Here is a 13,816-nt window from a genome sequence, read left to right on the forward strand (position 1 = left end):
CGGTGTTCTGGGACGGATCAGGCGGACATCATGAGCAAAATGACCATGCACAAGTTCAGCAACGCCCCGGCAGCAGAGACCCTGCAGGCCTGGGACAGGACACATCAGCTGCATCCCTGGATGGCGATGGATGAATGGCGGAGCTACGACAACATGCTCGTCGACACGGCGGACGGTATCTACATGTGGGATGCGGCCGGCAAGCGCTACATCGACGGGCCAGGCGGCATGTGGTGCACCCAGATCGGGTATGGACGCCAGGACATGGCAGATGCCATCGCCGCGCAGGTGATGAAGCTGCCCTATACCTCGCCTTTCACCAACACCACCGAACCTTCGGCAGTGCTGGCCCGCAAGCTGGCTGAACGCGCACCGGGGGATCTGAACAACGTCTTCTTCACCACCGGCGGCTCCACCGCGGTGGATACCGCGCTGCGCACCATGCAGTATCTGAACAACCGGCGCGGCCTGCCGGAGAAGAAACTGATCCTGGCGCGGGAGAAGGGCTACCACGGCTCCACCTATCTGGCCCATTCGGTGACCGGCAAGGAGCGCGACCAGAGCCAGTTCGATTTCGAGACCCGGCTGGTGCATTTTCTGCCGGATGTGAACCCCTACCGCCGGCCGGACGGGATGAGCGTCGAAGCCTGGTGTGACGCGAAAGTGGCTGATTTAGAGACTGCTATCGGTACTTTGGGAGCGGACAAGATTGGTGCCTTCATCGCCGAACCCATCCTCAGTTCAGGCGGGGTGATCGTGCCGCCGCCCGGCTACCACGAGCGGACCTGGGAGATCTGCCGGGCGCATGACATCCTTTATATCTCCGACGAGGTGGTCACTGGCTTCGGCCGTCTGGGGCACTGGTTTGCCTCCGAAGAGCTGTTCGGCATCCAGCCCGACATGATCACCTGTGCCAAGGGTCTGACGTCGGGCTATCTGCCGCTGGGCGCCTGCATTATTTCGGATCGGGTGATGCGGCAAATGAGTCACCTGGGCGAACCCTCGGGCTACACCAATGGCTACACCTATTCCGGCCACCCGGTGAGCTGTGCTGCAGCTTTGAAAAACATCGAAATTTTCGAAGAAGAGGGCATACTGGAACATGTGCGCGCAGTGACGCCGCATTTCCAGGCCCGGCTGCAGGATCTGAAAAAGTTCAGTATCGTCGGCGACGCCCGCGGCATGGGACTGCTCGGCTGTATCGAGGGGCGGGCGGATGACCTGGAGGCGGAGCGCCAGCTTGGTGCGCAAATAGATGCCGCCTGCGAGGCCCGCGGCCTGCTGGTGCGTCCGTTGATCAATATGGCGGTGTTTTCGCCGCCGCTGATCATCAGCCTGGAGCAGATCGACGAAATGTTCGGTGTCCTCGAGGCCGCCTTGCAGGAGGTGCAGGACAAACTGACCGGCTGAATGCCGTGCCAGAAGATCCGCAGGCGCGGGTTCACCACAGCTTTATTGCAGGCTGTGGTGCAAGCGGCTAATGATTCCCGTCATGCAGGTTTTGGACTACACCCATAACCAAGGGCTTGTGGCGGCTTCCTTTTTCGTTGCGCTGGTAGCAGGGTTCACGGGGCTGTCGCTGACCAAAGGACTGTCCGCGCGCTCCTTTGCGCAGCGGAAGCTGGCGATTGCACTGTCGTCTGTGGCGCTGGGCGGCGGCATCTGGTCGATGCATTTTGTGGCCATGCTCGGTCTGCAGCTGCCGATCCAGTTCTATTATGACTCCGCGGTCACTCTGGCCTCTGCGCTGGTGGCGATACTGGTGGTCGGTGTGGCGCTCCTGATCCTGCATTTCTGGCAGCGCACCCGGATGACCCTCGCATTGGCCGGCACTACGGTAGGGCTGGGGGTGCTGGCGATGCATTACATCGGCATGGCCGGGCTGGAGCTGTGCCGCGCGCTCTATACACCCGGGGGCATTGCCTTGGCGGTTGCGGCCTCCTGCGCGCTGAACATCGCGGCGTTCTCAATTGCCTATGGCGAGCGCAGCCACCGCAACATTCTTTTGGGCACTGCCGGGTTTGGTTTGGCGGTTTTCACCGTCCATTTCATCGCAATTGCTGGCACCAGTTTCATTCCGCTGGAAGTGACCAGCCAAGTCGGGCCCCTGATCGGCAATGAGACACTGGCCATTGGCGTGGTGCTGACCAGCTTTGCCCTTTGCGGGGCGTTTCTGCTGACCGGGGTGACATTCCTGAAGCCATCGTCTGCCGCACAGGTAGAGCCGCCCGACGGGTCGGCTCCTCAGCCCGGAGTCCAGGCAGAACCGGAAGCCGAGGCGGCGCCGGTCTCGCGGCAGATCCCTTATGAGCAGGAAGGCCGTACCCAGTTCTTCAGCACCGATGCGGTGGCGGCGATCCGGGCCGAGGGGCATTACACCCATCTCTACACCGCGGCTGGCCAGCACTTTTGCAGCTGGTCTATCACCGAGGCCGAGCGGCGGCTGGCGCAGACGGATTTCATCAAGACCCACCGCTCTTATCTGATCAACCCGGCCCATGTCAGCGGGTTCGAAAGGCTGAAAGACAATGGTGTCTGCCACTTCGATATCCCGGGACTGGCCAAGGTGCCGGTGTCGCGCTCGCGGCTCAAGGACGTGCGGGCGGCATTGGGGGTGTAGGCCGCGCGCATTTCGTGCGCTCCTATTCGCATTTCGTGCAGAAAGCCGCGAAAATGGTTGAAATCCCCGGGCCTTAGCAGGCCGCTGCAGACAGTCTCTTCCTCAGCCAGTTGAGGGAGGACAAGCGATGATACCAGCGGCGTTTGAGTATCACAGACCGGCGGATATGGCCGGCGTGATCGCGCTTTTGGAAGAACACGGGGATGACGCGCGGGTAATGGCGGGCGGGCACAGCCTGATCCCGATGATGAAACTGCGCATGGCAGAGATACCCCACCTGATCGACCTGCAGGACGTGGCCGGGCTGAAGGGGATTGCTGTGGCTGAAGGCCGGGTAACCCTCGGCGCCATGGTAACTCAGCATGAGCTGATCCAGCACCAAGGGTTGGCCAATACCGCCCCGATCCTGCGCGAGGCTGCGCTGGTGATTGCCGACCCGCAGGTGCGCTACATGGGCACCGTCGGCGGCAATGTCGCCAATGGCGATCCGGGCAACGACATGCCTGGCCTGATGCAGTGCCTGGATGCGGAGTTCACCCTTGTTGGCCCCGATGGCCAGCGTACTGTCGCCGCCCGCGACTTCTATGAAGCGGCCTATATGACCGAGCGCGAGGATGAAGAAGTTCTGACAGCGATCAGCTTTGCGGCGCCTTCGGGCGGCTACGCTTATGAAAAGCAGAAGCGCAAGATCGGCGACTACGCAACGGCTGCCGCTGCGGTGATCCTGCAGAAGGACGGCGGCACCTGCGCGGCGGCCTCCATCGCCATGACCAACCTCAGCGATGTGCCGGTGTGGTCGGACGCGGCAGGTGAGGCCCTGACGGGCACCTCCGTGGACGCTGCAGCCGTCAGCGCCGCCGTTCAGGCTGTTCTCGATGACATCGACCCGGTTGAGGACAACCGCGGCCCGGTGGCGTTCAAGCGCCATGTGGCCGGTATCATCCTGACCCGCGCCATCCAGCGCGCCTGGGGCCGCGCATGAGGGAGGAGCGGAGATGAGCGACAAGATGCATATCAAACTGAAGGTGAACGGCGAGGACCGCGAGTTTCTGGCCGAACCGCGCGAGCTGCTGATCTATGCCCTGCGCGAGCACCTGGACCTGACAGGCCCGCATGTGGGCTGCGACACCTCCCACTGCGGTGCCTGCACCGTCACCATTGACGGCAAATCGGTGAAATCCTGCACCATGTTCGTGGCCCAGGCCAACGGCGCCGAGATCACCACCATCGAAGGCATCGGCCAGCCCGACGCTTTGCACGTGCTGCAGGAGAGTTTCCGCGAGCATCACGGGCTGCAATGCGGCTTCTGCACCCCGGGCATGATCACCCGCGCGACCAAGCTGCTGGAGGAGAACCCGGACCCGACGGAGGAGGACATCCGCTTTGGCATGGCCGGCAATATCTGCCGCTGCACCGGCTACCAGAACATCGTGAAATCGATTCAGGTTGCCGCCACTGAAATGAACTCAGCCAAGGAGGCCGCGGAATGAACGATATGACCCCCGACCGCGACGACCGTTCCGCAAACCTCAAGGGCATGGGATGCTCCCGCAAGCGGGTGGAAGACGTCCGCTTCACCCAGGGAAAAGGCAACTACGTCGATGACGTGAAACTGCCCGGCATGCTGCACGGCGACTTTGTGCGCTCTCCCTACGCCCATGCGCGGATCAAATCGATTAATACTGAGGCCGCCATGGCGCTGGACGGTGTGGTGGCCGTGCTGACGGCCGAGGATCTGGCACCGCTGAGCCTGCACTGGATGCCGACCCTTGCGGGCGACAAGCAGATGGTGCTGGCCGATGGCAAGGTACTGTTCCAAGGCCAGGAGGTCGCCTTTGTGGTGGCGCGCGACCGCTATGTGGCCGCCGACGCAGTGGAGCTTGTCGAGGTCGACTACGAAGAACTCCCTGTCCTCGTCGACCCGTTTGAGGCGCTGCAGTCCGATGTGGTCCTGCGCGAGGATCTGGAGCCCGGCGCCGACGGCGCGCATGGCCCCCGCAAGCATCACAACCACATCTTCCTGTGGGAAGCGGGCGATGAGGAAGCCACCAACCAGGTGCTGGACGAAGCCGAAGTGGTGACGGAAGAGACCATGTACTACCACCGCACCCACCCTTGCCCGCTGGAGACCTGCGGCTCGGTGGCGTCGATGGACAAGGTGAACGGCAAGCTCACTCTCTGGGGCACCTTCCAGGCGCCGCATGTGGTGCGCACTGTGGCCTCGCTGCTGTCGGGGATTGAGGAGCACAACATCCGGGTGATCTCGCCAGACATCGGCGGCGGTTTTGGCAACAAGGTGGGGGTCTACCCCGGCTATGTCTGCTCCATCGTGGCCTCGATCGTCACCGGCAAGCCGGTGAAATGGATCGAGGACCGGATGGAAAACCTGATGTCCACCGCCTTTGCCCGCGACTATTGGATGACCGGCAGGATCTCGGCCACCAAGGAGGGCAAGATTACCGGGCTGCACTGCCATGTTACGGCCGACCACGGGGCCTTCGACGCCTGCGCCGACCCTACCAAATACCCGGCCGGCTTCATGAACATCTGCACCGGCTCCTATGACATTCCGGTGGCCTATCTGGGTGTCGACGGCGTCTACACCAACAAGGCGCCGGGCGGGGTCAGCTACCGCTGTTCCTTCCGTGTAACTGAGGCGGTCTATTTCATCGAGCGGATGATCGAGGTTCTGGCGATTGAGCTGAACATGGACGCGGCTGAGCTGCGCCGGATCAACTTCATCAAGAAGGAGCAGTTTCCCTACACGGCTGCACTGGGCTGGGAATATGACTCCGGCGACTATCACACGGCTTGGGACAAGGCGCTGAAAACGGTGGAATATGACGCGCTGCGCCGCGAGCAGGCGGAGCGGGTCGAGGCCTTCAAGCGCGGCGAGACCCGCAAGCTGATGGGCATCGGGCTGAGCTTCTTTACCGAGATCGTCGGCGCCGGGCCGGTCAAGAATTGCGATATTCTCGGCATGGGCATGTTTGACAGCTGCGAGATCCGCATCCACCCGACAGGCTCGGCCATCGCACGGCTCGGCACCATCAGCCAGGGCCAAGGGCATGCGACCACCTTTGCCCAGATCCTGGCCAGTGAGACCGGCATCCCCGCCGACAGCATCACCATCGAGGAAGGCGATACCGACACCGCACCCTACGGCCTCGGCACCTACGGCTCGCGCTCGACCCCGGTGGCGGGGGCCGCGACGGCTCTGGCAGGCCGCAAGATCCGCGCAAAGGCGCAGATGATCGCGGCCTACCTGCTGGAGGTGCACGACGACGACGTGGAATTCGACGTCGACCGCTTCGTGGTCAAGGGCGCGCCGGAGCGGTTCAAGACCATGAAGGACATCGCCTATGCCGCGTATAACCAGGCCATTCCGGGCGTGGAACCGGGGCTGGAGGCAGTGAGCTACTACGACCCTCCGAACATGACCTATCCCTTTGGCGCCTATGTCTGCGTGATGGATATCGACGTTGACACCGGGGTGCCGGAGATCCGCCGTTTCTATGCGCTGGATGACTGCGGCACCCGCATCAATCCGATGATCATCGAAGGTCAGGTGCATGGCGGCCTGACCGAGGCGCTGGCCGTCGCGCTGGGGCAGGAGATTGCCTATGACGATCTGGGCAATGTGAAGACCGGCACGCTGATGGACTTCTTCCTGCCCACCGCCTGGGAGACGCCAAACTACGAGACGGATCACACGGTGACCCCTTCGCCGCATCATCCGATCGGCGCCAAGGGCGTGGGTGAAAGTCCGCATGTGGGCGGGGTGCCCTGCTTCTCCAATGCGGTGCAGGATGCGTTCCGGGCCTTTGGCCTGCGCCATACGCAAATGCCGCATGATCATTGGCGGATCTGGAAAACTGCCAATGACCTGGGCCTGCATGGGTGAAGGGTTTCGGACCAGCTTGGCTTGGTCCGACCCGCCGGAGGGGGCGCTGCCCCCTCCGGACCTCCCCCGGGATATTTATTGCCAGAAGAAGAGTGGATCCCATTTGTGACACATGGTGAGCTGAAAGAGGCGTTGGCCGCACAAGGCTATGTTGCTGGAGAGGATCTGGCGATGGCGGTGCACTTGGCGCTGGCGCTGGGGCGGCCGCTGCTGCTGGAAGGGGCGGCAGGCGTCGGCAAGACCGAGGTGGCCCGGGTGCTGGCAGCGGTTTTGGAAACCCAGCTGATCCGGCTGCAGTGTTATGAAGGGCTGGATGCGGCGCAGGCAATCTATGAGTGGAACTATCAGCGCCAGCTGCTGGCGATCCGGGCTGCGGCTGAGGATGGCGAGACCGGGCGGGCAGTGGAGAGCCGCATCTTCTCGGAAGAGTTCCTGCTGGAACGGCCGCTGCTGAAAGCGATCCGGCAGGAGACGCCTCCAGTCCTGTTGATCGACGAGATTGACCGCGCGGATGAGGAATTCGAAGCCTATCTGCTGGAGGTGCTGTCAGAGTTTCAGATCACCGTGCCGGAGCTTGGCACCATTTCCGCCACTTCCCGCCCGGTTGTGATCCTGACCGCCAATGGCACCCGCGACCTCAGCGATGCGCTGCGGCGGCGTTGCCTCTATGCCCATGTGGACTATCCGGATCCGGCTGCCGAGCTTGCCATTCTGCAGGTCCGCTGTGCTGGGATGGAAGACCGCCTGGCCCGGCAGGTCGTTGGATTTGTGCAGGCTTTGCGCAAGGAAGAGCTGGAGAAAACCCCCGGCATTGCCGAAACTCTTGATTTTGCGGCGGCGCTTATGGGGCTGGGCGTTGCCGACCTGACCGATGATCCGCATCAGTTGCAGGCAACCTTGGCCGCTTTGCTGAAGACCCAAAGCGACCGCGCAAACATCACCACAGAGGTTGCGCAGCGCTTGGCGGGGCGGGCGGCATGAGCCGGGTGACGCGGTTTGCGGTCCGCGACCCGGGGCCGGCTGCCCGGATGGCGGGTTTCATGGCGCATTTGCGGGCCAATGGGCTGCGACTGGGGGCTTCGGAAACCCGGGCAGCACTGGAGGCGCTGACCTGTGTTGACGCCTGGAATGCCGATGACTGCTGCCGCGCGCTCAAAGCGGTCTGTGCCGGCAGCGCGGATGATGCGGCCCGGTTCGGCGATCTGTTCGACAGTTTTTGGCGCAATGGCGGGCGGGTTTCTTCCAAGGCCGTACCGGTGCCATCGCTGGATATGTCCTCGGTTCATTCTTCGCGCGAGACCAAAGGCGAAGACAGGAGCAGCGGCGGCAAAGCCAGCGCACCGGATGGCGGCGGCGGTGCAGCAGAAACCGGCGGCGAGGGTAAGCTGGCCGCCGTCGCAACACGGAACCTGATGAAGCAAGATCTGCGCGACCTGGTGCAGAAGGAAGACATCGCCGCAGCGGAAACCGTGGCCCGCCGCTTGGGTGCGGCGCTGCGCGACCGGCGCGCGCGCCGCCGCAAGGCCTCCCGCAAGGGCAGGGAACTGCATCTGCGCAAGGTAATCCGCAGCAGCCTGTCCACGGGCGGAGAACCTTTGCGCCTGTACCGGAAAACCCGCCCGGACCGGCCGGTAAAGATTGTGGCCATCTGTGACGTTTCCGGCTCGATGACGCTGTACGCCCGCGTTTTTCTGGCCTTTTTGGCTGGCCTGATGCGCGCTGACCCGGCCAGCGATGCCTATCTGTTCCACACCCGCCTGGTGCGGATCACCGATGCGTTGCGCGACAAGGATGCCTTGCGCGCGCTGGGCCGGCTGTCGGTCATGGCGGAGGGCTTTGGCGGCGGTTCAAAAATCGGTGCGTCGCTGGACCATTTCTCACGCAGCTATGCGCGCCGCTTCGTGGACGGCCGCACCGCGGTTCTGATCCTGTCGGATGGCTATGACACCGATCCGCCTGAACTGCTGGGCGCGGCGCTGGCGCGGCTGCGCAAGCGCGGCTGCCGGATCATCTGGCTTAACCCGATGAAGGGCTGGGCCGGATATGAGCCTATCGCCCGCGGCATGGCAGCCGCCCTTCCGCATCTTGACCTGTTCAGCGCGGCGAACCGCTTGGAAGACCTGGCCGCCCTGGAACCGGAGCTTGCCCGGCTATGACACCTGCAGAACTAACAGACCGGGATCTTGCGGTCGTGACCCAGGCGCTGCGCTCTGAAGGTGCGCCTTTTGCTATTGCCACAGTGATCCGCACGGCGGGCCTGACCGCCGCCAAGCCCGGGGCTAAGGCCGTGCTGCTGGCGGATGGCGAGATTGCCCATGGCTGGGTGGGCGGCGGCTGTGTGCGTGCAGCGCTGGCGCGCGCGGTGAAGCAGGCGGTGGCAGGGGGCCAGCCGCAGCTGATCTCGCTGAAACCGCAGGACATGCTGGAGGCCGAAGGCATCACCCCGGGCACCGAACAGGATGGTATCCGCTTTGCCAGGAACGGCTGCCCCTCCAAGGGCTCGCTCGACATCTTTGTTGAGCCGGTGCTGCCGCGGCCAGAACTGGTCGTCTATGGCGCATCGCCTGTGGCCGGGGCGCTGAAAACCTTGGCAGAACAGTTTCACTGGATGGTTACAGAGGGCAGCGCAGACGCGCCCCCTGCAAATGTGCCAGATAGCACCCGCCGGATGGTCGTGGTGGCCACACAGGGCAAGGACGATGCAGCCAGCCTGCGCGGGGCGCTGAACGCAGGGGCGGAGTTCGTCGCTTTTGTCGGCAGCCGCCGGAAGTTCGCCTCTCTTTCCGTAAAGCTGATCGGGGAGGGGTGTGATCCCATCCTTTTGGCCGCCGTCCAAGCTCCGGCAGGCCTGGCCATCGATGCCGTCACCCCGGAGGAGATTGCCCTCTCAATCCTGGCGCAGCTGACACAGGTGCGGCGCCGGCGCCAGCGCGGAGATCAAAGCGATGACTGACAGCAGCCTCCCCCGCAGCACCAAACCTGGCGGCTTTCTGGCCCGGCTGTGGCGGCGCTTGGCGCAGGTTTCACTGTCCAAGGAACACGCCGAGCTGCTGTCCAAGATCAAATTTCCCTGTTGCTAAGAAGGAACCGCATATGGAACTGAACGACGAGATCATCATCGACGCACCGATGGCCCGGGTCTACGAGGCTTTGAATGACCCGGAGATCCTGCGGCAATGCATTCCGGGCTGCGAAGAGCTGATCAAACATTCCGATACCGAGCTGGAAGCCAAGGTTGTGCTCAAGGTTGGCCCGGTAAAGGCGCGCTTCAGCGGCAACGTCGAGCTGGACACCTCAGGCGCGCCGGACGCGTTTTCACTGTCCGGTCAAGGCAATGGGGGGGCAGCAGGCCACGCCAAAGGCGGCGCTGATGTGACGCTGGAGGAAGCAGATGGCAAGACGGTGCTGAAATACACTGCCAAGGCCGAGATTGGCGGCAAGCTGGCGCAGCTGGGCAGCCGGCTGATCCAGAGCACGGCCAAGAAGCTGGCGGCTAAGTTCTTTAAGAAATTCGCAGAGGTCATGGCGCCTGCCGATGCCTGACGCAGGCTGAAGGTTTCCAGACCGCCCGCGCAGCCTATGGGTTGTGCGGGCAGAAATTTTGCTCAGCCTCTTGCAGCGGGATAACCCGGTAGGGCTGACAAATTTACACTTTCGGTTTTTTGAATATTTTGTTTTTCGAAATCAAACGCTTCTGAAATGATTCAGATCAATGTGCCCTCCGGCGGTCCTGAGCATTCTCCGGTCAGCGTAGCAGCGCTGCATTGAAGAACCAGAATCACGAGGGGTTCTTTCCAGCCCGCCTTGCTGCGCTACTTTTGTAGGAGCCAAGGAGGACAAAATGTCCGAACAGCCAACCAAAGCCGAAGAACGGAACACCTTCCTGTTCCTCGCCGTGGTTCTGGCGCCAGTCCTGGCGGTGGGAATCGTCGGCGGCTACGGGTTGATCGTCTGGATCTCCCAAATTTTCTTGGGTCCCCCGGCCGGGTAAGGGGCCAGGCCGATGCCAGCGCATGCCAGCACAGCCCCCTCGCGCCGCGCCTTTCTGACTGGCCGTGTCGCGCGCCCCGAGCCGCAATTCCGCCCGCCATGGACGGATGAGGACCGGGTGCAGGCGCATTGCACCAGTTGCAATGCCTGCGTGGAGAGCTGTCCGGAACAAATCATTGAATTCGACAGCCGGAACCGCCCGCGGATCAATTTCCGGGGCAGCGAGTGCACCTTTTGCGAGGTCTGTGCTGAAGCCTGCCCAAAGCCGGTTTTCGATTTGCTGCAACCGTCTCCCTGGCCGGTCACCGTAAGTATCGGTGATGACTGTCTTTTGTCCGCGGGCATCAGCTGCCAGCTCTGCACCGACAGCTGTGATCCGCGCGCCCTTCGGATGGATCTGTCAGTGCGCCCGGTTGGCGCCATCCGGATTGATCCTGAGGCCTGCAGCGGCTGCGGCGCCTGCCTTGCCACCTGTCCCAATGACGCCATCGCCATCTGCGACCCACGCCAGCAAAGGAGCCACGCGTGACAGAAGAGCTTCACATTTCCAGCCTGCTGGTGCGCAGCAATCCGGCCCGCATGGCGGCCGTGCTGGAGACCATCACATCCATGCCCAACGCCGAGATTTCGCAAACCGATCCCTCGGGCAAAATCGTTGTCCTGTTCGAAGCGGACAGTGACCGTGCCATCGGCGATGCCCTGGCAAAGATCCAGCTTCTCGACGGCGTCGCCAGCGCGGCGCTTGTCTTCCATCAGGCTTGCGATGCCCAGGAACTCGCCCTTCAAGAAGGAACCCTCCAATGACCGGAATTACCCGCCGTGACGCCATCAAGGCGCAGGCTGCTGCCGCTGCGGCGCTTGCTGCCGGGCTGCCGATCCCTGCCGCCGCGCAGAACCTTGTTACCGACGCCGACCTGACTCAGCTGAAATGGTCGAAGGCACCCTGCCGCTTCTGCGGCACCGGCTGCTCGATCATGGTTGCGACCAAGGCCGGCCGCGTGGTGGCTACCCATGGCGACACCCAGGCCGAGGTGAACCGCGGCCTGAACTGCGTCAAAGGCTACTTCCTCTCGAAGATCATGTATGGCGCCGACCGCCTGACCACGCCTTTGCTGCGCAAGACCAACGGCGAATACGACAAGAACGGCGAATTCACCCCGGTTTCCTGGGATGAGGCCTTCGACATCATGGCCGAGAAGTGGAAGAAGACTCTGGCCGAGAAAGGCCCCGAAGGCATCGGCATGTTCGGCTCCGGCCAGTGGACTGTTTGGGAAGGCTACGCAGCATCCAAGCTGATGAAAGCGGGCTTCCGCTCCAACAACATCGACCCCAACGCGCGCCACTGCATGGCCTCGGCCGTGGGCGGATTCATGCGCACCTTCGGCATCGATGAGCCGATGGGCTGCTATGACGACTTCGAGAACGCCGACGCCTTTGTGCTGTGGGGCTCGAACATGGCGGAGATGCACCCGATCCTCTGGACCCGCATCACCGACCGCCGGTTCAGCCATCCGCATGTGCAGGTGGCGGTGCTGTCGACTTTCACTCACCGCAGCTTTGACCTGGCCGACATCCCGGCGGTCTTCGCCCCGCACACCGACCTGGTGATCCTGAACTACATCGCCAACTACATCATCCAGAACGACGCGGTGCATAAGGACTTCGTCAGCAAACACGTGAACTTCCGCCGCGGCAATACGGACATCGGCTATGGCCTGCGCCCCGAGCACCCGCTGGAGCAGGCAGCCGTGAATGCCGGCAAGGCAGGCGGCTCCGAGCCGATGTCTTTCGAGGAATTCGCCGAGTTCGTTTCCGAGTACACGCTGGAAAAAGCAGAGGAAATGTCCGGTGTTCCGGCTGCGACTCTGGAGAAGATCGCCAAGCTTTATGCCGATCCCGACACCAAGGTCATGTCGCTGTGGACCATGGGCACCAACCAGCACACCCGCGGTGTCTGGGTGAACAACCTGCTCTACAACATCCACCTGCTGACCGGCAAAATCTCCACCCCGGGCAACTCGCCGTTTTCGCTGACCGGCCAGCCCTCTGCCTGCGGCACCGCGCGCGAGGTGGGCACCTTCTCGCACCGTCTGCCTGCCGACATGGTGGTCAAGAACCCCGAGCACCGTGCCTATGCCGAAAAGATCTGGAAACTGCCCGAGGGTACCATTCCGGGCTGGGTCGGCTCCCATGCGGTGAAGCAGAACCGCGACCTGAAGGACGGCAAAATCAACTGCTACTGGGTTCAGGTGAACAACAACATGCAGGCCGCTCCCAACATCATGGAGGAAGGGCTGCCGGGCTACCGCAACCCCGACAACTTCATCGTGGTGTCCGATGCCTATCCGACGGTGACCGCCGAAGCTGCCGACCTGATCCTGCCCGCTGCCATGTGGGTGGAGAAGGAAGGCGCCTATGGCAACGCTGAACGCCGCACCCAGTTCTGGTACCAGCTGGTCAACGCGCCGGGTGAATCCATGTCCGACCTGTGGCAGCTGGCGGAATTCTCCAAGCGCTTCACCACCGACGAGGTCTGGCCGGCTGAGCTGCTGGACGCCAACCCGGAGTTCAAGGGCAAGACCCTGTTCGACGTGCTGTTCGCCAACGGCAAGGTCAACAAATACGAGCTGACCGAGAAGGCCCGCGAATACGGCAACCACGAATCCGAGGACTTCGGCTTCTACATCCAGAAAGGCCTGTTCGAGGAATACGCCGAATTCGGCCGCGGCAAGGCCCACGATCTGGCGCCGTTCGACACTTACCACGAGGTGCGCGGCTTGCGCTGGCCCGTGGTGGACGGCAAGGAAACCCAGTGGCGCTTCAAGGAAGGCTCCGACCCCTATGTGACCCCGGGTTCCGACTACGAGTTCTACGGCAAGCCCGATGGCAAGGCGGTGATCTTTGCGCTGCCTTACGAGCCGCCGGCGGAAAGCCCGGACGAGGAATACCCGATGTGGCTGGCCACCGGCCGTGTGCTGGAGCACTGGCACTCCGGCTCGATGACCCAGCGGGTGCCCGAGCTGTATCAGGCCGTCCCCGATGCGCTGTGCTACATGCATCCGGATGACGCCAAGGCCATGGGCTTCAGGCGCGGCACCGAGGTGAAAATCATCTCGCGCCGCGGTGAAATGCGCACCCGGGTCGAGACCCGCGGCCGCAACAAACCGCCCAAGGGGCTGGTCTTTGTGCCCTGGTTCGATGCGCGCCGGCTGATCAACAAAGTCACGCTGGATGCCACCGATCCGATCTCGAAACAGACGGACTTCAAGAAATGCGCAGTCCGTATCGAAGCAGTGTGAGGC

The 13,816-nt window shown here is 62.9% G+C and carries 13 protein-coding genes; all 13 read left to right on the forward strand.

Features of this window, described 5'->3' with window-relative positions; all coding sequences use genetic code 11:
- Positions 1-39: 39 nt before the first annotated feature.
- The 13 genes from RA19_RS15720 (at position 40) to napA (ending at position 13,813) form a co-directional block, all read left to right on the forward strand.
- Entirely contained in the window at positions 40-1,410 is a 1,371-nt protein-coding gene (locus tag RA19_RS15720) for an aminotransferase (RefSeq protein ID WP_039164399.1), read from the forward strand.
- A gap of 82 nt (positions 1,411-1,492) precedes the next feature.
- Positions 1,493-2,620, forward strand: a complete 1,128-nt coding sequence (locus RA19_RS15725) for an MHYT domain-containing protein (protein WP_039164401.1) — start codon at positions 1,493-1,495, stop codon at positions 2,618-2,620.
- Between the two features lie 127 nt (positions 2,621-2,747).
- Positions 2,748-3,602: an FAD binding domain-containing protein gene (locus RA19_RS15730; RefSeq protein WP_039164277.1), complete on the forward strand. Its 855-nt coding sequence runs from the start codon at positions 2,748-2,750 to the stop codon at positions 3,600-3,602.
- 13 nt (positions 3,603-3,615) lie between these two features.
- The gene (locus tag RA19_RS15735; RefSeq protein WP_039164279.1) at positions 3,616-4,110 is read left to right on the forward strand and encodes a (2Fe-2S)-binding protein; all 495 of its coding nucleotides are present in this window, start codon (positions 3,616-3,618) and stop codon (positions 4,108-4,110) included.
- Positions 4,107-6,524: an aerobic carbon-monoxide dehydrogenase large subunit gene (locus tag RA19_RS15740; protein ID WP_039164282.1), complete on the forward strand. Its 2,418-nt coding sequence runs from the start codon at positions 4,107-4,109 to the stop codon at positions 6,522-6,524. Before RA19_RS15735 ends, RA19_RS15740 begins: the two co-directional genes overlap by 4 nt.
- A 171-nt stretch (positions 6,525-6,695) precedes the next feature.
- Entirely contained in the window at positions 6,696-7,505 is an 810-nt protein-coding gene (locus RA19_RS15745; RefSeq protein ID WP_446720291.1) for an AAA family ATPase, read from the forward strand.
- Entirely contained in the window at positions 7,502-8,680 is a 1,179-nt protein-coding gene (locus RA19_RS15750; RefSeq protein WP_039164286.1) for a vWA domain-containing protein, read from the forward strand. The genes RA19_RS15745 and RA19_RS15750 overlap by 4 nt, the downstream gene beginning before the upstream one ends.
- Positions 8,677-9,477, forward strand: a complete 801-nt coding sequence (locus RA19_RS15755) for an XdhC family protein (protein WP_039164287.1) — start codon at positions 8,677-8,679, stop codon at positions 9,475-9,477. Before RA19_RS15750 ends, RA19_RS15755 begins: the two co-directional genes overlap by 4 nt.
- Positions 9,478-9,617: 140 nt before the next feature.
- The gene (locus RA19_RS15760) at positions 9,618-10,067 is read left to right on the forward strand and encodes a CoxG family protein (RefSeq protein ID WP_039164289.1); all 450 of its coding nucleotides are present in this window, start codon (positions 9,618-9,620) and stop codon (positions 10,065-10,067) included.
- Between the two features lie 298 nt (positions 10,068-10,365).
- Positions 10,366-10,515: a periplasmic nitrate reductase, NapE protein gene (gene napE, locus RA19_RS15765; protein ID WP_039164292.1), complete on the forward strand. Its 150-nt coding sequence runs from the start codon at positions 10,366-10,368 to the stop codon at positions 10,513-10,515.
- 12 nt (positions 10,516-10,527) lie between these two features.
- Entirely contained in the window at positions 10,528-11,043 is a 516-nt protein-coding gene (gene napF / locus RA19_RS15770) for a ferredoxin-type protein NapF (protein ID WP_039164294.1), read from the forward strand.
- Positions 11,040-11,318 carry a chaperone NapD gene (locus RA19_RS15775; protein ID WP_039164296.1) on the forward strand — a complete coding sequence of 93 codons (279 nt, stop codon included), beginning with the start codon at positions 11,040-11,042 and terminating at the stop codon, positions 11,316-11,318. The genes napF and RA19_RS15775 overlap by 4 nt, the downstream gene beginning before the upstream one ends.
- Complete coding sequence (napA, locus tag RA19_RS15780; protein WP_039164298.1) at positions 11,315-13,813, forward strand: nitrate reductase catalytic subunit NapA; 2,499 nt, start codon at positions 11,315-11,317, stop codon at positions 13,811-13,813. Before RA19_RS15775 ends, napA begins: the two co-directional genes overlap by 4 nt.
- Positions 13,814-13,816 lie beyond the last annotated feature (3 nt).

The organism is Leisingera sp. ANG-M1 (assembly GCF_000813745.1).
Taxonomy (GTDB): domain Bacteria; phylum Pseudomonadota; class Alphaproteobacteria; order Rhodobacterales; family Rhodobacteraceae; genus Leisingera.

Bases quoted from the DNA above. Each gene is read 5' to 3' on its own strand.
- RA19_RS15735 (WP_039164279.1), top strand. From the start codon at position 3,616: ATGAGCGACAAGATGCATATCAAACTGAAGGTGAACGGCGAGGACCGC.
- RA19_RS15725 (WP_039164401.1), top strand. From the start codon at position 1,493: ATGCAGGTTTTGGACTACACCCATAACCAAGGGCTTGTGGCGGCTTCC.
- RA19_RS15750 (WP_039164286.1), top strand. From the start codon at position 7,502: ATGAGCCGGGTGACGCGGTTTGCGGTCCGCGACCCGGGGCCGGCTGCC.
- RA19_RS15760 (WP_039164289.1), top strand. From the start codon at position 9,618: ATGGAACTGAACGACGAGATCATCATCGACGCACCGATGGCCCGGGTC.
- RA19_RS15755 (WP_039164287.1), top strand. From the start codon at position 8,677: ATGACACCTGCAGAACTAACAGACCGGGATCTTGCGGTCGTGACCCAG.
- napA (WP_039164298.1), top strand. From the start codon at position 11,315: ATGACCGGAATTACCCGCCGTGACGCCATCAAGGCGCAGGCTGCTGCC.
- RA19_RS15745 (WP_446720291.1), top strand. From the start codon at position 6,696: ATGGCGGTGCACTTGGCGCTGGCGCTGGGGCGGCCGCTGCTGCTGGAA.
- napE (WP_039164292.1), top strand. From the start codon at position 10,366: ATGTCCGAACAGCCAACCAAAGCCGAAGAACGGAACACCTTCCTGTTC.
- napF (WP_039164294.1), top strand. From the start codon at position 10,528: ATGCCAGCGCATGCCAGCACAGCCCCCTCGCGCCGCGCCTTTCTGACT.
- RA19_RS15730 (WP_039164277.1), top strand. From the start codon at position 2,748: ATGATACCAGCGGCGTTTGAGTATCACAGACCGGCGGATATGGCCGGC.
- RA19_RS15740 (WP_039164282.1), top strand. From the start codon at position 4,107: ATGAACGATATGACCCCCGACCGCGACGACCGTTCCGCAAACCTCAAG.
- RA19_RS15720 (WP_039164399.1), top strand. From the start codon at position 40: ATGACCATGCACAAGTTCAGCAACGCCCCGGCAGCAGAGACCCTGCAG.